The 21904-nt window shown below is 69.5% G+C and carries 19 protein-coding genes; 8 read left to right on the top strand and 11 right to left on the bottom strand.

What is annotated here, in order from left to right; genetic code table 11:
- The first annotated feature begins 30 nt into the window (after positions 1-30).
- Entirely contained in the window at positions 31-750 is a 720-nt protein-coding gene (locus BM133_RS29150; RefSeq protein ID WP_093441888.1) for an SDR family oxidoreductase, read from the top strand.
- A gap of 5 nt (positions 751-755) precedes the next feature.
- On the opposite strand, the gene BM133_RS29145 is transcribed toward BM133_RS29150, so the two are convergent.
- The 4 genes from BM133_RS29145 to BM133_RS29130 form a co-directional block, all read right to left on the bottom strand.
- Positions 756-2099 carry an MFS transporter gene (locus BM133_RS29145; protein ID WP_093441885.1) on the bottom strand — a complete coding sequence of 448 codons (1344 nt, stop codon included), beginning with the start codon at positions 2097-2099 and terminating at the stop codon, positions 756-758.
- 111 nt (positions 2100-2210) lie between these two features.
- Positions 2211-2903 carry a redoxin domain-containing protein gene (locus tag BM133_RS29140; protein ID WP_256219385.1) on the bottom strand — a complete coding sequence of 231 codons (693 nt, stop codon included), beginning with the start codon at positions 2901-2903 and terminating at the stop codon, positions 2211-2213.
- A gap of 93 nt (positions 2904-2996) precedes the next feature.
- Positions 2997-5222, bottom strand: coding sequence for a protein-disulfide reductase DsbD family protein (locus BM133_RS29135; protein ID WP_177224970.1), 2226 nt, complete (start codon positions 5220-5222; stop codon positions 2997-2999).
- A 45-nt stretch (positions 5223-5267) separates the two neighbouring features.
- Positions 5268-6032, bottom strand: coding sequence for an alanyl-tRNA editing protein (locus tag BM133_RS29130; protein ID WP_093442053.1), 765 nt, complete (start codon positions 6030-6032; stop codon positions 5268-5270).
- A gap of 180 nt (positions 6033-6212) precedes the next feature.
- Between BM133_RS29130 and BM133_RS29125 the strand changes: the two genes are divergently transcribed.
- Positions 6213-7559, top strand: a complete 1347-nt coding sequence (locus tag BM133_RS29125) for a PQQ-dependent sugar dehydrogenase (RefSeq protein WP_093442050.1) — start codon at positions 6213-6215, stop codon at positions 7557-7559.
- Here BM133_RS29125 and BM133_RS29120 read toward each other — a convergent pair.
- Entirely contained in the window at positions 7556-8593 is a 1038-nt protein-coding gene (locus BM133_RS29120; RefSeq protein WP_093441883.1) for a LacI family DNA-binding transcriptional regulator, read from the bottom strand. The two genes, BM133_RS29125 and BM133_RS29120, sit on opposite strands and share 4 nt — an antisense overlap.
- Before the next feature lie 145 nt (positions 8594-8738).
- Here BM133_RS29120 and BM133_RS29115 point away from each other — a divergent pair, with 145 nt between their 5' ends.
- The 3 genes from BM133_RS29115 to BM133_RS29105 are packed head-to-tail and all read left to right on the top strand — an operon-like array spanning position 8739 to position 12301.
- Positions 8739-10106 carry a uracil-xanthine permease family protein gene (locus BM133_RS29115; RefSeq protein ID WP_093441880.1) on the top strand — a complete coding sequence of 456 codons (1368 nt, stop codon included), beginning with the start codon at positions 8739-8741 and terminating at the stop codon, positions 10104-10106.
- A gap of 48 nt (positions 10107-10154) precedes the next feature.
- Complete coding sequence (locus tag BM133_RS29110) at positions 10155-11591, top strand: amidohydrolase family protein (protein ID WP_093441877.1); 1437 nt, start codon at positions 10155-10157, stop codon at positions 11589-11591.
- Positions 11588-12301, top strand: coding sequence for a sulfite exporter TauE/SafE family protein (locus BM133_RS29105; protein ID WP_093441875.1), 714 nt, complete (start codon positions 11588-11590; stop codon positions 12299-12301). Before BM133_RS29110 ends, BM133_RS29105 begins: the two co-directional genes overlap by 4 nt.
- Here BM133_RS29105 and BM133_RS29100 read toward each other — a convergent pair.
- Positions 12293-12871, bottom strand: a complete 579-nt coding sequence (locus tag BM133_RS29100) for a GNAT family N-acetyltransferase (protein WP_093442048.1) — start codon at positions 12869-12871, stop codon at positions 12293-12295. The two genes, BM133_RS29105 and BM133_RS29100, sit on opposite strands and share 9 nt — an antisense overlap.
- Before the next feature lie 75 nt (positions 12872-12946).
- Here BM133_RS29100 and BM133_RS29095 point away from each other — a divergent pair, with 75 nt between their 5' ends.
- Together BM133_RS29095 and BM133_RS29090 are read left to right on the top strand one after the other, a co-directional pair.
- Positions 12947-13369, top strand: a complete 423-nt coding sequence (locus BM133_RS29095) for a MarR family winged helix-turn-helix transcriptional regulator (protein ID WP_093441872.1) — start codon at positions 12947-12949, stop codon at positions 13367-13369.
- Between the two features lie 5 nt (positions 13370-13374).
- A complete protein-coding gene (locus tag BM133_RS29090) occupies positions 13375-15132 on the top strand; it encodes a chloride channel protein (protein ID WP_093441869.1) in 1758 nt (585 codons plus the stop codon).
- Position 15133: 1 nt separating this feature from the next.
- On the opposite strand, the gene BM133_RS29085 is transcribed toward BM133_RS29090, so the two are convergent.
- Positions 15134-16144: a zinc-binding alcohol dehydrogenase family protein gene (locus BM133_RS29085; protein ID WP_093441867.1), complete on the bottom strand. Its 1011-nt coding sequence runs from the start codon at positions 16142-16144 to the stop codon at positions 15134-15136.
- A gap of 85 nt (positions 16145-16229) precedes the next feature.
- Here BM133_RS29085 and BM133_RS29080 point away from each other — a divergent pair, with 85 nt between their 5' ends.
- Complete coding sequence (locus BM133_RS29080; RefSeq protein WP_093441864.1) at positions 16230-17135, top strand: LysR family transcriptional regulator; 906 nt, start codon at positions 16230-16232, stop codon at positions 17133-17135.
- On the opposite strand, the gene BM133_RS29075 is transcribed toward BM133_RS29080, so the two are convergent.
- The 4 genes from BM133_RS29075 to pgaB form a co-directional block, all read right to left on the bottom strand.
- Positions 17136-17933, bottom strand: a complete 798-nt coding sequence (locus BM133_RS29075; RefSeq protein WP_093441861.1) for an SDR family oxidoreductase — start codon at positions 17931-17933, stop codon at positions 17136-17138. It abuts the gene before it with no gap.
- Between the two features lie 90 nt (positions 17934-18023).
- On the bottom strand, positions 18024-18608 hold the full coding sequence (gene pgaD, locus BM133_RS29070) for a poly-beta-1,6-N-acetyl-D-glucosamine biosynthesis protein PgaD (protein ID WP_093441858.1): 585 nt from the start codon (positions 18606-18608) through the stop codon (positions 18024-18026).
- Positions 18598-19875: a poly-beta-1,6-N-acetyl-D-glucosamine synthase gene (gene pgaC, locus BM133_RS29065; RefSeq protein ID WP_093441856.1), complete on the bottom strand. Its 1278-nt coding sequence runs from the start codon at positions 19873-19875 to the stop codon at positions 18598-18600. The genes pgaD and pgaC overlap by 11 nt, the downstream gene beginning before the upstream one ends.
- Positions 19872-21896 (bottom strand): poly-beta-1,6-N-acetyl-D-glucosamine N-deacetylase PgaB, encoded by a 2025-nt coding sequence (gene pgaB, locus BM133_RS29060; RefSeq protein WP_256219384.1) that lies wholly within the window; start codon positions 21894-21896, stop codon positions 19872-19874. Before pgaB ends, pgaC begins: the two co-directional genes overlap by 4 nt.
- Positions 21897-21904 lie beyond the last annotated feature (8 nt).

The following is a 21904-nucleotide window of genomic DNA, read 5'->3' as shown; positions in this document are numbered from 1 at the left end:
AAGGCTCTTCAGGCAATCAAAGGAACAGCCATGGCTTCGGAACAACAGACAGTGGTGGTGGTCGGCGGCTCGTCGGGCGTGGGGCTCGAGACGGTGCGGCGGCTCGCAGCGACGGGTGCGCGCGTCATTGCGACGGGGCGCGACAGCGGCAAACTGCAGGAAGCGATCGGCGGCATGGGCGCGAGCGTGAGCGGCGCGGCTTTCGATGCATGCGACCGCGGTGCGCTCGATGCCTTCTTCGAGAAGGCCGGGCCCATCGATCACCTCGTGCTCACGCTCAGCGGCGGCGAGGGTGCGGGCGAATTCGCGCAGCTCGACCTGCAATCGCTGCGACGCGGCTTCGAGGCCAAGTTCTGGCCGCAACTCGAGGCGGCGCAAGCGGGGGCGCGCGTGTTGCGCAAGGGTGGCAGCATCACCTTCGTGACGGCGATCTCGGCGCGCAATGCGCTGCCCGGAACGGCGGGGCTGGCCGCGATCAACGGCGCGCTCGAAGCGATGGTCGGCAGCCTGGCGCGCGAGCTGAAACCGAGCCGGGTGAATGCGGTGTCACCGGGGCTGGTCGATACGCCCTGGTGGAACCGCGTGCCCGCTGCGCTCAAGGACGACCTGTTCCGCCAGCAGGTCGAAACCCTGCCCGTGGGCCGCGTGGGACAGCCGCAGGACGTGGCGCATGCGATCCAGTTCCTGATCGAGAACGGCTACACCACGGGCACGGTGATCGAGTGCGACGGCGGGCTTCGGCTGGTCTGAAAAACTCAGACCACGGGCACGCGCTGCGCGTCCGCCGGGCTCACGTTGCGCCGGTAGAGCACCAGCGTGGCGATCAGGCCGCAAATGGCGGCGGCCGTCATCCACAGGCCCGGCGCGCCCTTGTCGCCGGTCATCTCGATGAGCCCCGTCGCAATGGCCGGCGTGAAGCCGCCGAACAGCGCCGTTGCGAGGCTGTACGCCAGCGAGAAGCCGGCGGTGCGCACATTCACCGGCATCACCTCGGTCAGCGCCACCACCATCGCGCCGTTGTAGCTCGCGTAGAGGAACGACAGCCACAGCTCGACCTCGAGCATGCGCGCAAAGCTCGGCGCGCCCACCAGCCACTTGAGCGACGGGTACGCGGTGAGGATGGTCAGCACGGTGAAGAGGACGAGCAGCGGCTTGCGCCCCACGCGGTCCGAGAGCGCCCCCATGATCGGCAGCCAGATGAAGTTGGAGATGGCCACGCACAGCGTGACGACGAGCGCATCGGTCGTGCTCAGGTGCAGCACCGACTTGCCGAAGGTCGGCGTGTAGACCGTGATGAGATAGAACGACACGGTGGTCATCGACACCAGCATCATCCCGGCGACCACGAGGCCCCAGTTGGCGACCATCGACTGGAAGATCTCGCGCGCATCGGGGCGGTGCTTGCGCGCCATGAACTCCTCGGTCTCCTGCAGCGAACGGCGAATGACGAACAGCACCGGCACGATCAGGCAGCCGACGAAGAAGGGCACGCGCCAGTAGAAGTCGCCGATTTCCTGCGAGGAGTAGGTCACGTTGAGCCAGTAGCCCAGCGCCGCCGCGACCACGATGGCCACCTGCTGGCTGGCCGACTGCCAGCTCACGTAGAAGCCCTTGCGGCCCGGCGTGGCCATCTCCGAGAGGTACACCGACACGCCGCCCAGCTCCACGCCCGCCGAGAAGCCCTGCAGCAGCCGGCCGATCAGCACCAGCAGCGGCGCGATGACGCCGATGGTCGCGTAGGCCGGCACGCAGGCGATGAGCAGCGTGCCCAGCGCCATGAGCGCGAGCGTGACGATCAGGCCCTTGCGGCGGCCGACGCGATCGACGTAGGCGCCCAGAAAGATCGCGCCCAGCGGCCGCATCAGGAAGCCCGCGCCGAAGGTCATGAAGGTGAGCATCAGCGAGGCGAATTCGTTGCCCGCCGGGAAGAACGCCTTCGAGATCTGCGTGGCGTAGAAGCCGAACAAAAAGAAGTCGAACATCTCCATGAAATTGCCGCCGGTCACGCGCAGGACGGTGGCGAATTTGGAGGAGGAAGACGCTGTGGAAGCGGGGCGGACGGCCGCGCCTTGTTGCGCAGCGGAGGGCGCGGTGTTCATCTGTTTGTCCCCTGAGCGGTGTGGTATTCGCCAAGGGTAGGTCGGTCTTCCCGACCGCTGGCTGACTGCGGGAGTCAGCTAGCTGTCACTCGAAAAGCGACGGCGTGCGCGTCAGGCTTTGTACTTGATCGAGCAGCCGTAGGGCCGCGTCGTGGCGGTCGATATCGGCTTGCCGCCGAAGGCTTCGCCCAGCGCCTGGTTCACGTAGTTGGTCGCGGTCTTGATGTCGTCCGCGCGCGCCGAGGCGATGCTGTCGATGCCGCCCGCATACACCAGCACGCCCTTGGGATCGATGATGAAGATGTGCGGCGTGGTGCGCGCGCCGTAGACCTGGCCGATGACGCCGTCCTCGTCCATCAGCACGGCGGTGGGCGCGGCCGATTGCGACTTCATCCAGGCATCGAGCGCGCCGGCCTTCAGGTAGTCGCTCGCGGCGCGTTCGGTGGAGTTGATGGCCAGCCACACCACGCCCTTGTCGGTCGCGGCCTTCTGCGTGGCGGGCATGTTGCCGCTGCCGTAGTGCTTGCGCACGAAGGGGCAGCCGGGGTTGGTCCATTCGAGCACCACGAACTTGCCGGCGAAGTCCGACAGCTTGTGCTTGGCGCCGGTGGTGTCCACGGCAACGAAGTCGGGCGCCTGCTGGCCCACGGCCGGCGCGGCAAAGGCGTTGGTGCCCATCAGGAAGGCCCCGCCGAGCGCCACTGCGGCGGCGACGACGGCACGGCGGGAGGCTCGGCTCAGGGCGGCGCGGGCATGGCGCGCGGCACGAAGGGAACGCGAGTCGGAGGTTGGCGAGAGAGACATGGCCAGCTTGAGCTCCATTAGAAAATTCCAAACGACAACTGCAGCTTAGAACGGTTTCTTCAAGTGCATGTGACAACCCATGTCACGCAGTGGTCAAAGCGCGGCGAGTGCGGCGCGGACCTCTTCCTTGCCCAGGATTTCGGTCAGCACGACCGGCGCCTTGCCCGGCGCCTGCAGCACGTAGACCGGCACGCCGCTGCGGCCGAGCGCGGTGAGCGCGGCGGTGATGGCGGGGTCGCGGCGGGTCCAGTCGGCGCGCAGCATCGCGACCTTCTTGGCATCGAAATCGGCCAGCACGTCGGCATCGGCCAGCGTGCGCTTCTTGTTGTACTGGCAGGTCACGCACCAGGCGGCGGTGAAGTCGATGAACACCGGCTGGCCGGCGCCCGAGAGCTCGCTCACGCGCTCGGCCGACCACGGTTGCCAGCGCTGGTTCGAAGTAGTGCTTGCAGCGAGCCTGGCCGGCTCCACGATCTGCAGCATGTTGCGGCCGATGGCGCCGGTCAGCACCGCGGTGAAGGCGATCAGCACGGTGGCGATCACCAGCCGCGTGCGGCCGCGCAGCGTGAACGCCCAGACGATGGCGGCCAGGCACACCAGCAGCGCGAGCAGCGTGCCCGCGCCGTCGATGCCGCTTTGCTGGCCGAGGATCCAGACCAGCCAGGCCACGGTGGCGAACATCGGGAAGGCGAGCAGGCGGCGCAGCGTGCCCATCCACGGGCCCGGCTTGGGCAGCAGGTGCGCGATGGCGGGCACGAAGCCGGCCACGAGATACGGCAGCGCGAGCCCGAGGCCCAGCGCCGCGAACAGCAGCAGCGCCTGCGCGGCCGGCAGGCCGATCGCGAAGCCGAGCGACGCACCCATGAACGGCGCGGTGCAGGGCGAGGCGATCACCACGGCGAGCACGCCCGAGAGGAAGTCGTTGGCCAGCGGATGCTTGGCCTGCGCGGTGCACACCGACGAAGGCGCCGCACGGCCGAACTCGAACACGCCCACGAGGTTGAGGCCCATCAGCGTGAAAAGCGCCGCCAGCGCTGCCACGACACCCGGCGACTGCAGCTGGAAGCCCCAGCCCAACTGCGCACCGGCCGCGCGCAGCGCGAGCATGGCGCCGCCGAGCGCGAGGAATGAAAGCATCACGCCGCCGGTGTAGGCGAGGCCCGCCTTGCGGTGCGCACTCGCATTGCCCGCCTGCCGCGCAAAGCCCAGCACCTTGATCGCGAGGATCGGGAACACGCAGGGCATGAGGTTCAGCAGCAAGCCGCCGAGCAGCGCGCCCAGCAATGCCATGGCGAAGGTGCCGGTGGGTTGGGCCTGCAGGTCGGTGGTCGACGCCGATGCGGCGGCGTTGGCTGCATTGGCGGTCAGCGCGGCCTGTAGTGCTGGCGAAACCTCGGCGCGGGCCGGCGTGGCAGCGGCAGGCCAGGTGCCCGCAACCGGCGCTTCCGTGCGCCATGCCATTGGCTGGCCCGGCTGGCGGTCGGCTTCGGCGAGCGCGACCACCACCGGCATCACCGTGGGACTCGCGCTGCGCTGGTCGGCCAGCGGCATCGTCGCGGTCCAGGTGCTGCCTTGCCAGCTCTGCGTCCAGTCCTTGCCGGAGACGGCTGCAGTGCGGATCACCTCGGGCGTCTCGGGGAAGAAGGCCAGCGTCTTGCCCTGCACGGCGGCCGGCAGGCCTTCGAGCCTGACCTGCAGGTTGTTGCCATTGACCTCGATCCCGCCCGGTTTTGCGAGCGGCTGGGGCTGGGCGGCCTGCGCGGCATCGAATTCGGCCTTGTGCAGCGCGGTCGAGCCCTGCAGCGGCAGCGAGAGGGTGAATTCGCCTTCTTCGGGGATGCATTCCTTGCGGCAGACCAGCCAGGAGGCCTTGAGCTTCACGTCCATCGCGGGCGTGCCACCGGCGAGCGCCATCGGCGGCTTGTAGAGCGTCGAGACCTCCAGCGGCACCGGCAGCAGCACGGTGTTTTCGTAGCCGTAGTTGGCGAGGTTGCCGACCGGGATCTTCTCGGGCACCGGCCAGGCGATCTCGCCGGTGGAGACGCCGGCGGGCAGGGTCCAGGCCAGTTCGGTGGGGAGGCCCGAATCGCCCGCGTTCTTCCAGTAGGTGTGCCACTCGGGCTGGTGGGTGATCTGCAGGCCGACCCAGGCCCCCGCGCCGGGTGAAACGCCGTCGGGCGCATGGGCGATGAGTTCGGCGCGCACATGGGGGGTGGTGACCACGGCCCCGGTCTTTGAAGCCAACTGCGCCGCAGCCGGCATGCTGGCTGCGGAGATTGCTATGAGAAGCGTAGCGAAATGGATGCGCGAGAGGATCATGCCGTCAGTCGGAGCAATAGGGCAGGGCGAAGTTCCGGAGGATCGTCAGGCCGCGGCCGCCGCCCAGCCCAGCACCACGCGCCGGCTGTTGGCGCTTTTCTTCTCGATCTTGGTGACGACCACGGCCCCGATCTCGGCGGTGTTCGCAACATGCGTGCCGCCGCAGGGCTGGAAATCGATCTGCGCGTCGCCCTCGCCCGCGCCGCCGATGCGGATGGTGCGCACCGTGCCCGTGCCGCGCGGCGGCTGCACGCTCATGCTCTTGACCAGGGCCGGGTTCGCGTCGAGCTCTTCGTCGGTGATGGCGCCCACGGTCAGCGGGTGGGCCGCGCCGACCAGGCGGGCGAGGCCGGCGGTGAGCGCTTCCTTGTCGAGCGGATCGGTCATGTGGAAATCGATGCGCGCATAGTCGGGCGTGATCGAGCAGCCGTTCACCGGCACCGGCACGAGGTGGCACAGCAGGTGGGAGGCGGTGTGAAAGCGCATCAGCCGGTGGCGGCGCTCCCAGTCCAGGCGTGCGGTGACGGTGTCGCCGGGCCTCAGCGCGGCCAGCAGGTCGGCCTGTTCGGGCGCCGGCACATGGAGGAATTCGTTGGTGGGAAGGCCTTCTTCGTTCTTGGCCTTGCGGGTGTCGGCAATGACGACTTCGCGGCCGTCGGCCAGGGCCAGCACGCCGCTGTCTCCAGCCTGCCCGCCGCCCAGCGGATAGAACACCGTGCGGTCCAGCACGATGCCGGTCTCGTCGATGCGCAGGACGCGGGCTTCGCAGGCGCGCAGGTAGGCGTCGGCACGGAACAGGTCGTCGGTCATGCGGCGATGGTAGCGGCGATGCGCGATCGGGGTGCGCCCACGCCAGAAAGCGCCCACGACCGACAACCCGGCGGCCGGCCGGCCGGTCATGATCCGCCCGGCAAGCGGCCCTTCGCCGCGCAAGGATCACGCATGAAAGCTCCGCAGCAAGCACGCACCCGCAACGCCCGTGCCTGGAAGATGTCCGAGATGTCCGCCCTGGCCGCCCTGGCCGTTGCCGCCGCCCTGCTGGTGGCCGGCTGCGGCGAGGCCGCCAAGCTGTCCCCCGAGGTCACGACCGGTCCGCGCCCGCAACTGGTCGAGCCGAACAAGACCCTGATTCCCACCGTGAACGTGGCGACCGCCATCGGCTGGACCGACACCGCCGCCCCCACCCCTGCCGAAGGCCTGCGGGTGACGGCCCTCGCGCGCGGCCTGGACCATCCGCGCTGGGTCTATACCCTCCCGAACGGCGACGTGCTGGTGGCCGAGAGCAACAAGCCGCCCAAGCCCGAAGGCAGCAGCGACGGCGGCAGCGGGCCCATCGCCAAGATCCGCAACTGGGTCATGGGCAAGGTCATGGGCCGCGCGGGCGCGGGCGTCCCCAGCGCCAACCGCATCACCCTGCTGCGCGATGCCGACGGCGACGGCGTGGCCGAGGTCAAGCAGGTCTTCATGACCAACCTCATGTCGCCCTACGGCATGGCGCTGGTGGGCAACGAGCTCTTCATCGCCAACGCCGATGCGCTCGTGAAGGTGCCCTACACCGAGGGTGAGACCTCGGTGAAGGTCAACCCGACGCTGGTCACGCAATTGCCCGCGGGCATCAACCACCACTGGACCAAGAACGTGATCGCCAATGCCGACGGCAGCAAGCTCTACGTGACGGTCGGCTCCAACAGCAACATCGGCGAGAACGGCCTCGCAGCCGAGGAAGGCCGCGCCGCGATATGGGAGGTCGATGCGAAGACCGGCGAGAAGCGCCTGTACGCCAGCGGCCTGCGCAACCCCAACGGCATGGGCTGGGACCCGGACACCAACGCGCTGTGGACCGTGGTGAACGAACGCGACGAGATCGGCAGCGACCTCGTGCCCGACTACCTCACCTCGGTGAAGGAAGGTGCCTTCTACGGCTGGCCCTGGAGCTACTACGGCGGCATCGTCGATGCCCGTGTCACGCCGCAGAACCCCGAGATGACGGCCAAGGCCATCGCACCCGACTACGCGCTCGGCTCGCACGTCGCGCCGCTGGGCATGACCTTCTCGAACGCGCGCGGCATGCCGCCGGAGTTCGCGAGCGGCGTCTTCGTCGGCGAGCACGGCTCGTGGAACCGCAAGCCCAAGTCGGGCTACAAGGTGGTGTTCGTGCCCTTCATCGGCGGCAAGCCGAGCGGGCCGCCGGTGGACATCCTCACCGGCTTTCTCACTGCCGACGAAAAGGCGCAGGGCCGGCCGGTGGGCGTCGCGCTGGACAAGAGCGGCGCGCTGCTGGTGGCCGACGACGTGGGCAACGCGGTGTGGCGCGTCTCGCGCGCCAAGCCGAACTAGGCTGACCGGCCGCGGCGCGCGGACGACTCGCGCGCCACGAGTTGCGCCACCGGTCCTTCCACGCGGTGGCGGCTCCTGTCCCCGCGCAGGTGGTCGAACAGCAGCGCGATGGCCTGCTGCGCGACTTCTTCCAGGTGCAGGTCCACCGCGGTGAGCGGCGGCACGCAGGTGCGTGCGCGGGGACCGTCGTAGCGCGTGGCAACCATCACGTCCTCTGGAATGCGCCGGCCCGATTCGGCGATGGCCGTCACCGCGCCCGATGCGAAGGCGTCCACCGGGATGCAGAACGCGTCGATGTCGGGGTGGGCCGCCAGGAGCGCCAGCGCGGCCTCCTTGCCGCCGCGCTCGCCGCTGGCCTCGTCGATCAGCGACAGCAGCGCGGGCTGGCCGCGTCCCGCCGCGAAGCGCTCGTAAACCGCCCGGGCCTCCACATAGGAGTTGCGCTGCGCGGCGCCCAGGATCATCGCGACCTTGCGCGCGCCCTGTTCATGCAGGTGGTCGAGCAGCAGCTGCGTCGTCTGTCCGGAATGGATGTCCACGTACGGCGGCATGGCGGGACCTTCCGCCGGCTTGCCGATGGCCACCACCGGGAGGCCCCGGCGCATGAGGTATTCCAGGTTTGCATCGCCGGCGGAGGGTTCGATCACCAGGGCCCCGTCCACGTCCAGCAGCTCCATCGGCATCCGCCCGCTTTCCATGGGCGGCGCCAGCACCAGCGCGAGGCTGCGGTTCAGGGCCTCGGCGGCGGCCACGGCGGCCACTTCCATCATGAAGCCCAGGCGCGACGGGCCGCCGGCCACCGCGAAGGGCATCGACGACAGCAGCACGATCATGTGCGCCTCGCCCGTGCGCAGCCGCTGGGCGTTCCGGTTGGGGCGATAGCCCAGCTTCAGGGCCGCCTGCTCGACGCGCGCGCGGGTCTCGGCGTCGACCTGGCCGCGGGCATTGAGCGCGTGGGAGACCGTGGTCGGCGACACGCCGGCCTCCCGGGCCACGTCCTTGATGTTTGCCCGCGGCGATGGATTGGTGCTCATCCCGTTGACCTTTTTCAAAAGCGGTGATTCAATTCCCAAATCGTTTTGGGCGACTGGCCCGGAATGTACCCCACCGCCCCAGGCGGCTTTTTTTCCTTCGTCGCCCAAATCGATTTGGGCGCGAACCCGGTCAAAGGAATCGATCATGTCCCGTGTTTCGGACGCCCCTGCCGTCGACGCCGTGCTGCCCGTTTCGCAACTGCTGCTGTTCGGCCTGCAGCATGTGCTGGTGATGGCGGCCGTGCCCATCACGTCCGTGTTCCTGGTGGCCAAGGCGCTGGGCCTGCCGGCGGCCCTGACCGTCAATCTCATCAGCGCCACCTTCCTCATGTGCGGCCTGGGGACGCTGCTGCAGTCGTTCGGACCCTGGAAGTTCGGCGCGAGGCTGCCCTTCGTGATGGTGCCGGGCGGTGCGCCGATCGTGATGTTCGTGACGATCGCGCAGCAGCGCGACCTGCAGACCGCCTCGGGCGCGGTGATCCTCACGGCGCTCTTCTATTTCCTCATCCTGCCGGTCTTCGCGCGGTGCCTCAGGTACTTTCCGAAGATCGTCATCGGCACGCTGCTGCTGCTGGTGTCGATCAACCTCGTGAAGGTATACGGCGGCATCATCGCGGGCAAGGCCGGCACGCCCACGTTCGCGGACCCGGTGAACATCGGCCTGGCGCTCGCGACCATCGGCTTCACGGTGCTGTTCGCGCGGCTCTTCAAGGGCACGCTCGGCCAGCTCGCGGTGCTGCTCGGGCTCCTGGCCGGCACGGTGCTGGCGGCCGGGTGCGGGCTGATGGATCTCGGCACGGTCGCCACGGGCTCCTTCTGGAGCCTGCCGACGCTGCTGCCCTTCGGCACGCCGCGCTTCGACCTCGTGGCGGCCGTGCCGCTCCTGGTCTTCAGCGTCATCTCGATGGTCGAGGCCACCGGCCAGACCGTGGCGGTGGCCGAAGTGGTGGGCCGCAGGATCAATGCGCGCGACGCGGTGCCGCGCACCATCCGGGGCGATGCGCTGATGTCGCTGGCGGGCGGCTTCTTCGGCACCTCGATGATCATCACCAGCGGCGAGAACATCGGCATCGTGCGCGCCACCAACGTGCGCTCGCGCTACGTCACGGCGACGGCCGGCGCGATCCTGATCCTCATCGCGTTGTCGGCGCCGCTCGGCCGGCTGGCCAGCGCCATTCCCGCGGCCGTGGTCGGCGGCACCGCGATGGTGGTGTTCGCGATCATCGGCACCATGGGCATCGGCATGCTGCGCAAGATCGACCTGCACGAGCGCGGCAACATGTTCGTGCTGGCCGGCGCGCTCACCATGGGCCTTCTGCCCATCGTCGTGCCGGGCCTGTACAGCCGCTTTCCGGACACGCTGCAATTGGTGCTGGGCAACGGCCTGGCGATGGGGTCGCTCACGGCGGTGCTGCTCAACGCGGTCTTCAACCGCACGCACGCCGAACTCCCCGCAACAGCCGAGCCCGCCGAGCCTGCCGAGTCCGCCGAGATGGCGCCGGCCCCGCGCTGAGCCGCCGCGTTCTCCATTTTTTTCTCCGCTCCTGTTTTTCTTCTCACCATGCTTCCTGAACTCGATGCCGCGCTCTTCGCGGCCGACGAGCTGCTGCTCGTTCCCGATTACCTGATGCTGCGCGACGGCCCCGCGACCGGCCATGCCGTGCATGTGGCCGGCGGGCGCTTTCGCGACGTCGGCCCCGCCGATGCCCTCGCCGCGCGCCATCCGCACCTCGTGCCCCTACCGCTGCCCGGCAAGCTGCTGATGCCGGGAATGATCGACGCCCACCACCACCTCACGCAGTCCTTCGGCAAGTCGCTGGCCTACGGCGAGCCGTCGGAGATCTTCCGGCGCGTGTGGGTGCCGCTCGAATCGAGCCTGGACGACGAGTTCGTCTACCTGGCCTCCAAGCTCGCCGCGCTCGAGTCGTTGCGCGGCGGCTTCACGACCGTGTGCGATGCGGGCACGCGCGCACCGGGCGACATCGGTGCGGTCGCGGCGGCCGTGCAGGAGGCCGGACTGCGCTGCGTGCTGGGGCTGATCTGCAACGACGGCGGCAACGACAGCAGCGCCGGTGAGCGCGAAGCCATCCGCACGCACGCCGCGCGCTTCCTGCAGCACTGGTCGAACGCGCCGCTGGTGCATCCCTCGCTCGCCATCTCGGTGCCCGAAGCCGCTTCCGACGAAATGCTGGCCGGCGTGTCCATGCTGTGCGCCGAGGCGCGCACTGTGTTTCAGACGCATGTCAACGAACACCTCGCGTCGGTCGAGCGCTCGGTGGTACAGCGCGGCAAGCGGCCGCTGGAACTGCTCGCGCAGCTCGGCGCGCTCGGCCCGCAGGTGCTGATCGCGCACGGCACGCTCGTCACGCCCGCCGAGCTCATGCTGCTGCGCGACACCGACACGGCCGTGAGCTACAACCCCGTCGCCAGCCAGTGGAAGGGCAACGCCGTGGCACCTGCGAACCTGATGGCCGCGCTGGGCATCCGCTTCGGGCTGGGCACCGACGCCACGCGCAGCGATGCCTTCCGCCTGATGGACGCGGCCGAGGCCGCGCAGAAGCTGGCCTTCGGCATGGCCATCGGCGATGCGTCCAGCGGCGGCGGCTGGACCTGGCTGGACCACGCGACGCACGAAGGCGCGCGCGCCGTGGGCCTCGGGCACCTGACCGGCGAGATCGCCGTGGGCAAGGCGGCCGACTTCCTCGTCGTCGATGTCGATACACCCGAGATGTGCACCTCCGTCGATCTCACCTGGGACCTGGTGCGCCTGGGCAACCGCGACCAGATCACGGCCGTGTTCGTCGATGGCCGCCTGCGCCTGTGGGAGGGCTGGCCGCCCGACTGGGACGCGCGCGCGCTGCAGCACCGGCTCGCGCACATCGCGCATGCGGCCATCGAGCGCGCGCCCATCGTGCGCCTGCACCCCACGGCGGTCGAGCACCGCCGCCTGTCCGCAAACCGCATGGACGGCGCCGCCGGCGCCCGGAACGTTCAGTGAGCGCGCAGCACCTTCTCCTCGTCTCGCTCGCCGTGCTGGTCGCCGCCTTCGTGCAGGGCGCGACCGGTGTCGGCTTCGCGCTCATCGCCGCGCCGGTGATCGGCATCGTGCGCCCCGACCTGCTGCCGGTGTGCGTGCTGGTGCTGATGCTGCCGCTCAACTTCTACGTGATGTGGCGCGAGCGCGGCGCGATCGACCGCACCGGCGCCGGCTGGATCACCGGCGGCCGCGTGCTCGGCACCGCCGGCGGCCTGTGGGTGCTGGCGGCGCTGAGCGCGGGCCAGCTGTCGCTGTTCGTCGGCGCATCGACCATCGCGGCGGCGCTGGTCACGCTGATGATGCCGGCCTTCTCACCCGGGCGCTCCGCCTTCGTGGCGGCGGGGCTGGTCACCGGCATCACCGAGACCGCGACCGGCATCGGCGGACCGCCGCTGGCACTGGTCTACCAGCACCAGCGAGCGCCCACCATGCGCTCGACCATCGCACTGTGCTTTCTGGTCGGCGAACTGGTGTCGCTGGCCACGCTGATGGCGACCGGCCGCATCGACGGCTCGCAGCTGCGCGCCGCGGCCCTGCTGCTGCCCGCGCTGGCGGTGGGCGCCATGCTCAGCCGCGTGGTGCATCGCCACGTCAACGGACGCGTGCTGCGGATCTTCGTGCAGGTCTTCGCGATCGTCTCGGGCGTGGCGCTGCTGCTGCATTCATTCTGAGGCGCCGCGCGCGGCGGTCCATGCGGCGCGGCCCAACCGGTAAAGCCGGTGCCGGCGCAGCGGATGACCCTCGGGCACCAGCGGATGATCGAACGCGCCGGCGATGTCCTCGTGCATGCCGATGCGTTCCATCACCGCGGCCGAGCGCAGGTTGCCGACCGCGGTGAAGGCCACGATCTCGTCGAGCCCGAGCTGGTCGAAGCCGACCTGCAACGCGCCACGCGCGGCCTCGGTCGCGAACCCCTGGCCCCATGTGTGGCGCGCAAACCGCCAGCCGATCTCCACGCACGGCGAGAAAGGCAGCGTGGCCACTGGCGCGTTGAGGCCCGTGAAACCGATGAATTCGCCCGTCGCCTTGTGCTCCACGGCCCAGAAGCCCCAGCCGTTCTCGGCGATGCGGGCTCTGCCGCGTTCGACCATCGCATCGCTGTCGGCGCGCGTGGGCAGGGGCAGCAGAAATTCCATGACCTGCGGATCGGCGGCCATGGCGGCAAAAGGCGCGAGATCGCTCTCGCGCCATTGCCGCAGCCGAAGGCGCGGCGTTTCGAATTCGATGAGTTCCATCTTCATGCCATCGATTGTGTCGCAGCGCATATATATCGTGAAGTGATATATTTACGGCCGATCCGATTGCACCTCCCAGCCATGGCCTCATCACGCAAGCTCGCCAAGAAAGACTTCGAGGCGCTCTCCCAGTTTCGCTATCAGATGCGCCGCTTCGAGCGCTTCTCCGAGCGCGCCGCGCAGGGCGAAGGCCTCACGCCGCAGCAGTACCTGGTGCTGCTGCACATCAAGGGCGTGCCCGGGCGCGAGTGGGCCTCGGTGGGCGAGATCGCCGAGCGCCTGCAGTTGCAGCCGCATGGCGTGGTCGCGCTCGTCACGCGCTGCGAGGCGCTCGCGCTCGTGCAGCGCCGGCCCAGCGAAACCGACCGCAGGCAGGTCGAGGTGCATCTGCTCGCCAAGGGCGAAAAGCTGCTGCTGCGGCTCGCCGAGCTTCACCGCGCGGAACTGCGCTCGCTCAAGGGCGTGTTCGACGTGCCGCAGATCGATCTTCCAGACGTCCCCTGAGCACCATGACCCCCAAGGCTTCTTCTTCCCATCCGCCACGCGGCGACTTCGCGCTCAACACGCGTCTCTTGCGCATCACCGTCATGGCCGCCGTCATCGGTGCCATCAGCACCGTGGCCGCGCGCGTGCTGCTCGACCTGATCCGCTTCTTCACCAACCTGTTCTTCTTCCAGACCTTCTCGCTGGCCGATCACTCGCCGGCCACGAACACGCTGGGGCTCTGGGTCATCGGGGTGCCTGTGATCGGCGGGCTCATCGTCGGCGTGGTGGCGCGCTACGGCTCCGACAAGATCCGCGGCCACGGCATCCCCGAGGCCATCGAGGCGATCCTGTTCGGCAAGAGCAAGATGTCGCCCAAGGTTGCGCTGCTCAAGCCGCTGTCCTCGGGCATCGTCATCGGCAGCGGTGGGCCGTTCGGCGCCGAGGGGCCGATCATCATGACCGGCGGCGCCATCGGTTCGCTGATCGCGCAGCACTTTCACCTCACCGCGGCCGAGCGCAAGGCGCTGCTGGTGGCGGGTGCCACGGCGGGAATGACGGCGGTGTTCGGCACGCCGGTGGCGGCCGTGCTGCTGGCCGTCGAACTGCTGCTGTTCGAGTTGCGTCCGCGCAGCCTGCTGCCGGTGGCCGTGGCCTGCGCGGTGGCGGGTTTCACGCGGCCGTTGCTGATGGACGCGGGCCCGCTGTTTCCGCTGCAGACGGCCGTGCCCGGCCCGTTGGCCATGCTGTCGTGCGTGGTGGCCGGCGTGCTGTGCGGCGCGCTGTCGGCCTCGCTGTCGCTCTCGCTCTACAAGGTCGAGGACTGGTTCGGCAAGCTGCCGGTGCACTGGATGTGGTGGCCCGCCATCGGCGGCCTGGCGGTCGGCATCGGCGGTTACTTCCAGCCGCGCGCACTGGGCGTGGGCTACGACGTCATCGGCGACTTGCTGCACAACCACCTCGCGCTTGGCGTGGTGGCTGCGCTGCTGGCTGTGAAGGCCGTGATCTGGGTCATTTCTCTGGGCTCGGGGACCTCGGGCGGCGTGCTCGCGCCGTTGCTGATGATGGGTGCTGGCCTGGGCGCGGTTCTGTCGCACGTGCTGCCCGGCAACGACCCGATGCTGTGGCCGCTGGTCTGCATGGCGGCCACGCTCGGCGGCGTGATGCGCGCGCCGCTTACCGCCACCATCTTCGCCTTCGGGCTCACACATGACAGCAATGCGCTGCTGCCGCTGCTCACCACCTCGGCCGTGGCCTACGGCTTCACGGTGCTCACCATGCGCCGCTCGATCCTCACCGAGAAGATCGCGCGCCGCGGCTATCACATCTACCGCGAATACGGCATCGATCCGCTGGAGCGCCATTCGGTCGAGGAGGTGATGACGCGCGAGGTGCGCAGCATCGACGCCGCGCTACCGGTCGGCGAGGCGCTCGAGCGGTACTTCGGCGAAGACCAGGTGCACCGCGCGTACCCGGTGCTGCGCGGCAGCGTGGTGATCGGCATGGCCGATCGTGCAATGCTCGCGGCGTTCAGCGTCGGAACGGTGGGCGATGCCTGCGGCGACTCGGCACCGTTGTTCGCGCTCGCGGGCGAAAACTGCCGCGTGGTCGCCACGCGCCTCGCGCGCCACCGCCTCGAACGACTGCCGGTGGTGAAGGATGCGCAGTCGCTCGCGCTGGTCGGCCTCGTCGCGCGCAGCGACCTCATCAAGCCATCGCTCGCGCATTTCGACGAAGAAGAAAAGCGCGAGCGTGTGCGCGGACTGCCCTGGCAGTCCACGTAGATCAGAACCCCGCCAGCACCACCTTGCCCTGCGCCTTGCCGCTCTCGATGAGCGCATGCGCACGCTGAAGATTCGCGGCGTTGATGGTGCCGAAGCTCGCATTCGCCGTCGTGCGCACGCGGCCCGCATCGACCAGCGCGGCCACTTCGGCCAGCAGCTTGCCCTGCTCGGCGATGTCGGGCGTGGTGAAGCGCGAGCGCGCGAACATCATTTCCCAGTGCAGGGAGATGCACTTGGTCTTCAGCGGCATCGCGTCCAGCACCTTCATGTCGTCGATCACCGCGAGCTGGCCCTGGGGCTTCAGGCTCTCGATGATCTGCGCGTAGTGCTGTTCGGTCTGCGTGAGGCTGGCCACCATGTCGACTTCGCCGATGCCCGCGGCCTTGAGCTCGGCGGCGAGCGGCTTCGAATGGTCGATGACGACATGCGCGCCAAGGGCCAGGCACCACTCGCGCGTCTCGGGGCGCGAAGCGGTGGCGATCACGCGCAACTGCGTGAGCTGGCGTGCGAGCTGGATGAGGATCGAGCCCACGCCGCCCGCACCGCCGGTGATCAGCAGCGTCTGGCCCGCGCCGCCGCCCTTGGGCACCTGCAGGCGGTCGAACAGCAGTTCGTAGGCGGTGATGCTGGTCAGCGGCAGCGCGGCGGCCTGCGCGTCATCGAGGCTCTTCGGCGCGATGGCGGCGATGCGTTCGTCCACCGCGTGCAGCTCCGAATTGGCGCCGGGGCGGATGATCGAGCCCGCGTAGTACACGCGGTCGCCGACCTTGAAGTTCTCCACGCCGCTGCCGATGGCCTCGACGATGCCGACCGCGTCCCAGCCCAGCACCTTGGCCTGCCCGGCCTCGGGCGCGGCGTTCTTGCGGACCTTGGTGTCGACCGGGTTGACCGACACCGCCTTCACGCGCACCAGCAGGTCGCGTGCGCCGGCGACGGGCGCGGGCAGTTCGATGTCCTGCAGCGATTCGGCGTTGTCGATGGGAAGGGGCTGGTAGTAGCCGATGGCTTTCATGGCGGGGACCTTTCTGAAACGATGCCCGAACTGTAGGATGGCAACGGCCATTTGATAAGTAGGCCTCGAACAGCAACACTTTCAAATGAAAATTGAAAATACCTCGGACCTGCAGGTGCTCGTGCAGACGGCGCGCGGCGGCACGCTCACGGCGGCAGCCCATGCGCTGGGCATCACGCCCGCGGCGGCCAGCGCCACGCTCAAGCGGCTGGAAACGCAGCTGGGCGCGCGCCTGTTCGAGCGCTCCACGCGCGCGATGCGCCTCACGCCGCAGGGCCAGACGCTGCTCGACTACGCGGTGCGCGCCTTCGAGCTGCTCGACGAAGGCGAGTCGCTGGTCACGGCCGACCGCGGCGAACTGGTCGGCACCCTGCGCGTGGCCGCGCCCTCGGACCTCACGCGGAGCACGCTCTTGCCCTGGTTCGACGAATTCCTCGCGCTGCACGCCGGCGTGCAGCTGTCGCTTTCAGTCGGCGACCGGCCGCTGGACGTGATGCGCGACGAGGTCGACGTGGCGCTGCGCTACGGCGCGCTGGCCGACTCGCGGCTGGTGGCGCGGCCCTTCGCCGTGACGAATCCGCTCCTCACCGCATCGCCCGAGTACCTGCGCCGCCACCCCGCGCCGAAGACGCCGCAGGACCTCGCGCACCACAACTGCCTGATCTTCAACCGGGGCGGGCGCCGCCACCGCATCTGGCGCTTCGCGCAGAACGGCCAGTGGACCGAAGTGCGGGTGAACGGCAACCGCAGCGTGGATGACGCCTCGCTCGCGCGCGAGTGGGCGGTGGCCGGGCACGGCATCACGCTGAAGTCGGCGCTCGATGTGCGCGACGACATCCGCAGCGGTCGGCTGGTGCACCTCATGACCGACTGGCAGACCGAGCCCTATCCGCTGCATGCGCTGCTGCCGAGCGGGCGCTTCGTGCCGGCGCGCGTGCGGGCCCTGGTCGATTTCCTGGCGGCGAAGTTCGAGGTGCTGACGGCCGGCTAGTCAGATCAGCGGCGTGACCGCGCCGTCCATCGCGACGATCGCGCCCGTCACATAGCTCGCCTTCGGCGAGGCGAGGAACACGACCGTGTTGGCGATTTCTTCCGGTGTCGCGATGCGCCCGAGCGGCAGCCGCGCGGTGGCGCGCTTGAGCGCTTCGTCGGTGTCGATGCCCTGCAGCTTCGCATCGGCCTTCATGCCTTCCTGCAGCCGCGCGGTCAGCGTGAGGCCGGGGTTCACCGCGTTCACGCGCACGCCCTTGGCCGCGTAGGCCGCCGCCATGCCGGCGCTCACCAGCATCAGCGCCGCGTTGGCCGCGCCGCCGGCCATGTGCACGGGGCTGGCGACCTTGCCGCCCTGGCCGATCACGTTGACGATCGCGCCGCGGCCGCGCTGGCCCATGCGCTTGACCACCGGGTCGATCATGTGGATGTAGGTGAAGTACTTCGCGTCCATCGCGTCGTGCCAGGCGGTGGGCGTCAGGTCGTCGGGCGGGGTGCGGCGCGCGGCGCCGGCCGAATTGACGAGCACGTCGACCGCACCGAAGGCCTTCTCGGCCGCATCGAGCGCGGCCACGGCGCTGGGCGGGTCCCTCAGGTCGGCGGCATGCACCGAGACTCGGCCTTCGGCCCCGGCGAACGCCTCGGCCAGCGTCTTGCGGCCCTGCTCCAGGTTCTGCAGGTCGCGCGAGACGAGGCTCACGCGCGCCCCTTCGCGCAGGAACCCCAGCGCGCACGCGAGGCCAATGCCCTTGCTGCCGCCGGTGATGAGAACGTGCTGGTCCTGGAGCTGGAGGTCCATGAAAAATTCCTTGGGAGGGGTTGTGGGTCGGCAGCGATTGAAGCACCGCCGCGAAACCCCTGCACGGACGCGGCTGTCCACCGCGGCGCCTCAGCGCCTGGCGTTGGCGCGGCGCGGCGCGGGCTGCAGCGTTGCGGGCGCGGAGTCGGTCGCGTCGCGCAGCTGGCCATCGTGGTCGTGGTGCACCAGCAGTTGCCGCGTGCGCTGCCAGGCCGACAGGCGCGAGGGCGGCACCTCGATGTAGGAGGCCAGCGCGAACAGCGACGACTGCTCCTGGTCCGGCGGCGTCTCGCGCTCGTGCAGGCGGCGGCGCAGCGGCGCCATCATCAGCATCGAGCCCAGGATCACGCCGATCACCACGGCATAGAGGCCCAGCAGATGCAGTACCTCGGGCTGCGAGCGCGCGCCGAGCACATAGGGCCAGGCGTACCAGGCCGCGCAGAACCAGATGGCCAGGGTGAGCGCCGGGCGCAGCACGCGCAGCCACAGGTACATGGCCAGCGTGCGCTGCGTCGAGCGGCCGCTGCCGAAGGCGCGCAGCGAAATACGCGCGGCATCGATGATCGGCTCGTCCCCCTCGGGCTGGCCCCACGAGCGGCGTCGCTTCGGCGGCGCGGCGTCGGCATGGGCGGCTGCCTGCAGGACATAGGAATGGGCACGGGATTCACGAGACATCGGAGACTCCTCGGTCGGGGCTCGTCCACACCGCGCGCTTGCCGCGGCGGCGTATCAGAGCATTGGGAAGGGCGATGACGGTGGTCGCCATCGTGATGGTCCAGAAAGCGATCGGGTACCAGATCGTTCCGGCGAAATAGCGCATCAGGTCGCGGTCGTAGCGGCGATCGATCCACAGGCTCAGGAACATCTGCAGGATGCAAGTCATGGCCAGCAGCGTGCCCTGCCAGTGCGGCAGCAACGCCGAATGCCAGGACGAGTTCTGCGGCAAAAACGGCCGCACGAGGCCGATCGCGAGCACCAGCGCCATGGCGTAGGCCCACACCACGCTGACCATGTACTCGGTGTAGACCAGCCACATGCGCCACTGCCGCGGCCTGAGGATGCGCAGGGTGTAGCGCAGCATCGTCTGGATGCCGCCAATGGCCCAGCGCAGCCGCTGCTTCCACAGGCCGCGCAGCGTCTCGGGCATCAGGATCCAGCACAGCGCGCGCGGCTCGAAGCGCAGCCGCCAGCCGGCGAGCTGGAGCTTCCAGCTCATGTCGATGTCTTCGGTCAACACGTCGGGGCTCCAGAAGCCCACGTCGATCACCGCGCGGCGGCGGAACATCGCCAGCACGCCCGACACCGTGAAGAGCGTGCCCACCAGCTGCTGCGAGCGCTTGATGAGCCCGATGATCGAGGAGAACTCGCCCACCTGCATGCGTCCGAGCAGCGTGGTGCGGGTGCGGATGCGCGGGTTGCCGGTCACCGCGCCGATGCGCTCGGACCTGAGCATCGGCTGCAGCATCCAGGCGATGGCGTCCGCGTCCACCAGCGCATCGCCGTCGATGCCCAGGATGTACTCGCCGCGCGCGAGCTGGCAGGCGGTGTTCAGGCCCACGGCCTTGCCCTGGTTGCTGGCGTTGTGGATCACGCGCAGGCGGCTGTACTCGGCAGTCATCGCGTCCAGCAGCTCGCCCGTGCCGTCGGTGCTGCCGTCGTTCACCGCGATCACTTCGTAATGCGGGTAGTGCGTGCGCATCAGCTGCTCGATCACCTCGCGCAGGTGCGGCGCCTCGTTGAAGCAGGGCACCACCACCGTCACCAGCGGCTGGAAGGGCAGCCTTGCGAGCGGATCGGCGCCGACCTCGTGCCGGCGCTCGAACACCCACGCATGCGAGAGGCCACCCGCCATCCACACGTACGCCATGAAGAACGGGTAGTAGAAGACGAAGCCGAACAGCAGGGGAGGCACGTTGTTCACCAAGGCCTGGAGGGTGTTCATGGCGAGCTGCTCCGTTCGGCAGCCTGCGGCGGCGGGGTTTCCTGAGGTACCGGGCGCGACAGCAGGGTGCGCACCGAGATCGCGCGGCGCACCACGTCCAGCGAAGGCTGGTCATTCAAAAAGTCGTCGGGGTAGTAGCCCAGGTGGCGGATGCCGGCGCGCTGCAGCAGCGTCCATTGGCGCGTCAGTTCTTCGTCGGGCACGGGTTTGCCGGTGCGCCAGTCGCGCGCCTGCAGTTCGAACACGGTGCCATCGAGGCCGCGCGGCGTGTCGGCGGCGCGGCGGGCCAGTCGGGCGAGCCAGGCGTCGCTGCCGGCCTCGTCCCTGGCCTCGCCTTCCATGCGCGGCATGGCCATCAGGCCCACGTAGTCGTAGGCCGCGAGCGAGGCCTCGTAGTTCTGCGCGAACCACTGCTCCGCGGCGGGCTCGAGCACCGGCCGCGCGTAGAGATTGCGCGCGGTCTCCAGGCCGGGCCGCCAGGCGCCGACGCGCGCCGCGAGTTCCTGCGTGAACTCGGTCAGGTAGCGCGTCTTGGCGGTGGTCCAGCGTGCCATCAGCGCCGGGTCGGCGCGGATGGCGGCCACGTCGGCCGGCAGGCCCCAGCGGCCGTAGGTGGCGAGCGCGGCGGGGCTTGCGTCCTCGTCGTCGGAGAGCATCGCGTCGTCGTGGAACAGCAGGCCTGCGAAAGAGGCGTGGCGGCCGAGGTCTTCGTAGAGATCGCCGATCAGCGACCGCACCGCGGGATCGAACGGCGACAACCGGTGGTAGCGCTCGGCCGGCGCCTTGCCGTCCTGCGTGCGCACCGTGTGCGTCGCGAGCGGGTCCGATGCCGGCAGGCGAAAGGCCATCACCGGCATCCAGGCGTAGACCTTCACGCCGGCGCGGCTGCGCAGCTGCCAGGCCGCGCGGCTGAACAGGTCGGCGCGCATCGGCAGGTGGCGGTTCGGAAAGTAGAGCGCGTCGGCCACGCCGTCGCCGTCGGCATCGGCATAGGCCTGCAGGAACACCGAACGCGGGCGCACCGTGGCCACGCGCTCGATCAGCGCGGAGAGATTGCGCTCCTGCTGCGCGGGGTCGGCGTCGTAGACATAGTCCAGGTCCACGTGCATGACACGGTTCACCGACCGCAGTTCGCCGCCCACGGGGCTGCGCATCAGCCGGGCGTATTCGGGCGCCTCGGTGTCGTAGGCCACCAGCGCGCGGCGGATCTGCGAGAGCGGCACCGAGGATGCGTTCGGCCCGTCGTCCAGCGTGAAGGTGATCGGCATGCCCGCGCGCGCGGCCGCCTCCAGCGCCGCGGCGTTGTACGCGCCGTAGGGCCAGACCATCGCGCGCACCTTGGCACCGGTGCGGGCCTGGATGATTTCGCGGCTGCGGCGCAGGTCCGCCTCGATGCGCTTCACATAGGCCGCATCGTCTTCGTAGCGGCCGGTGGCGGGGTCGTAGCGGTGGGTGCTTGCGGCCGGCAGCAGGTTGCCCTGCGGGTTGGCCTGCAGGCCGGTGTGCATGGCATCGCTGTGGCTCGCGAGCTCGACGAGACCGGAGCGCACCATCTCCGCGGCCTCGCTCCAGCGCAGGAAGTTGTCGCGCTGCGCGGGCTTGTCGCCCCAGTGCACCTGGCCGCCCTCGGGCACTTCGAGCCAGCTCGTCACCAGAGCCAGCACCGCCGGGTAGTTGTAGCGCTGCAGCAGCGGGAAAACCTTGGTGTAGGCGCTGCGGTAGCCGTCGTCGAAGGTCAGCAGCACCGGCCTGGCGGGCAACGGCTTGCCGCCGGCGCGCGCATCGACGATCTGCTGCACGCTGACCGGGTGGTAGCCGTTGTACTGCAGCCAGGCGAACACTTCGGCGAGCGTGCGTTCGTCGATGGCGGTCTCGTCGGGCGAGGTCTCGAAGCTCGCGCGCACGTTGGTGCGCACGTCGTGGAAGGCCAGCACGCGAAAGCTCACGCCGTCGTCGGGGTCGGCGGGCGGCAGCGGCTGCGCCATGGCGGGCAGTGCGAGCGCCACCAGGAGCCAGAGCATGGCCGTGC

This window comes from Variovorax sp. 770b2 (assembly GCF_900115685.1).
GTDB lineage: Bacteria > Pseudomonadota > Gammaproteobacteria > Burkholderiales > Burkholderiaceae_C > Variovorax.
This window is presented reverse-complemented; position numbering and strand designations above follow the sequence as displayed.

What these genes read in the sequence shown, in the direction of transcription:
- BM133_RS29150 (WP_093441888.1), top strand. Translation starts at nt 31, where the DNA reads ATGGCTTCGGAACAACAGACAGTGGTGGTGGTCGGCGGCTCGTCGGGC.
- BM133_RS29145 (WP_093441885.1), bottom strand. Translation starts at nt 2,099, where the DNA reads ATGAACACCGCGCCCTCCGCTGCGCAACAAGGCGCGGCCGTCCGCCCC.
- BM133_RS29140 (WP_256219385.1), bottom strand. Translation starts at nt 2,903, where the DNA reads ATGTCTCTCTCGCCAACCTCCGACTCGCGTTCCCTTCGTGCCGCGCGC.
- BM133_RS29135 (WP_177224970.1), bottom strand. Translation starts at nt 5,222, where the DNA reads ATGATCCTCTCGCGCATCCATTTCGCTACGCTTCTCATAGCAATCTCC.
- BM133_RS29130 (WP_093442053.1), bottom strand. Translation starts at nt 6,032, where the DNA reads ATGACCGACGACCTGTTCCGTGCCGACGCCTACCTGCGCGCCTGCGAA.
- BM133_RS29125 (WP_093442050.1), top strand. Translation starts at nt 6,213, where the DNA reads ATGTCCGAGATGTCCGCCCTGGCCGCCCTGGCCGTTGCCGCCGCCCTG.
- BM133_RS29120 (WP_093441883.1), bottom strand. Translation starts at nt 8,593, where the DNA reads ATGAGCACCAATCCATCGCCGCGGGCAAACATCAAGGACGTGGCCCGG.
- BM133_RS29115 (WP_093441880.1), top strand. Translation starts at nt 8,739, where the DNA reads ATGTCCCGTGTTTCGGACGCCCCTGCCGTCGACGCCGTGCTGCCCGTT.
- BM133_RS29110 (WP_093441877.1), top strand. Translation starts at nt 10,155, where the DNA reads ATGCTTCCTGAACTCGATGCCGCGCTCTTCGCGGCCGACGAGCTGCTG.
- BM133_RS29100 (WP_093442048.1), bottom strand. Translation starts at nt 12,871, where the DNA reads ATGAAGATGGAACTCATCGAATTCGAAACGCCGCGCCTTCGGCTGCGG.
- BM133_RS29095 (WP_093441872.1), top strand. Translation starts at nt 12,947, where the DNA reads ATGGCCTCATCACGCAAGCTCGCCAAGAAAGACTTCGAGGCGCTCTCC.
- BM133_RS29090 (WP_093441869.1), top strand. Translation starts at nt 13,375, where the DNA reads ATGACCCCCAAGGCTTCTTCTTCCCATCCGCCACGCGGCGACTTCGCG.
- BM133_RS29085 (WP_093441867.1), bottom strand. Translation starts at nt 16,144, where the DNA reads ATGAAAGCCATCGGCTACTACCAGCCCCTTCCCATCGACAACGCCGAA.
- BM133_RS29080 (WP_093441864.1), top strand. Translation starts at nt 16,230, where the DNA reads ATGAAAATTGAAAATACCTCGGACCTGCAGGTGCTCGTGCAGACGGCG.
- BM133_RS29075 (WP_093441861.1), bottom strand. Translation starts at nt 17,933, where the DNA reads ATGGACCTCCAGCTCCAGGACCAGCACGTTCTCATCACCGGCGGCAGC.
- pgaD (WP_093441858.1), bottom strand. Translation starts at nt 18,608, where the DNA reads ATGTCTCGTGAATCCCGTGCCCATTCCTATGTCCTGCAGGCAGCCGCC.
- pgaC (WP_093441856.1), bottom strand. Translation starts at nt 19,875, where the DNA reads ATGAACACCCTCCAGGCCTTGGTGAACAACGTGCCTCCCCTGCTGTTC.
- pgaB (WP_256219384.1), bottom strand. Translation starts at nt 21,896, where the DNA reads ATGCTCTGGCTCCTGGTGGCGCTCGCACTGCCCGCCATGGCGCAGCCG.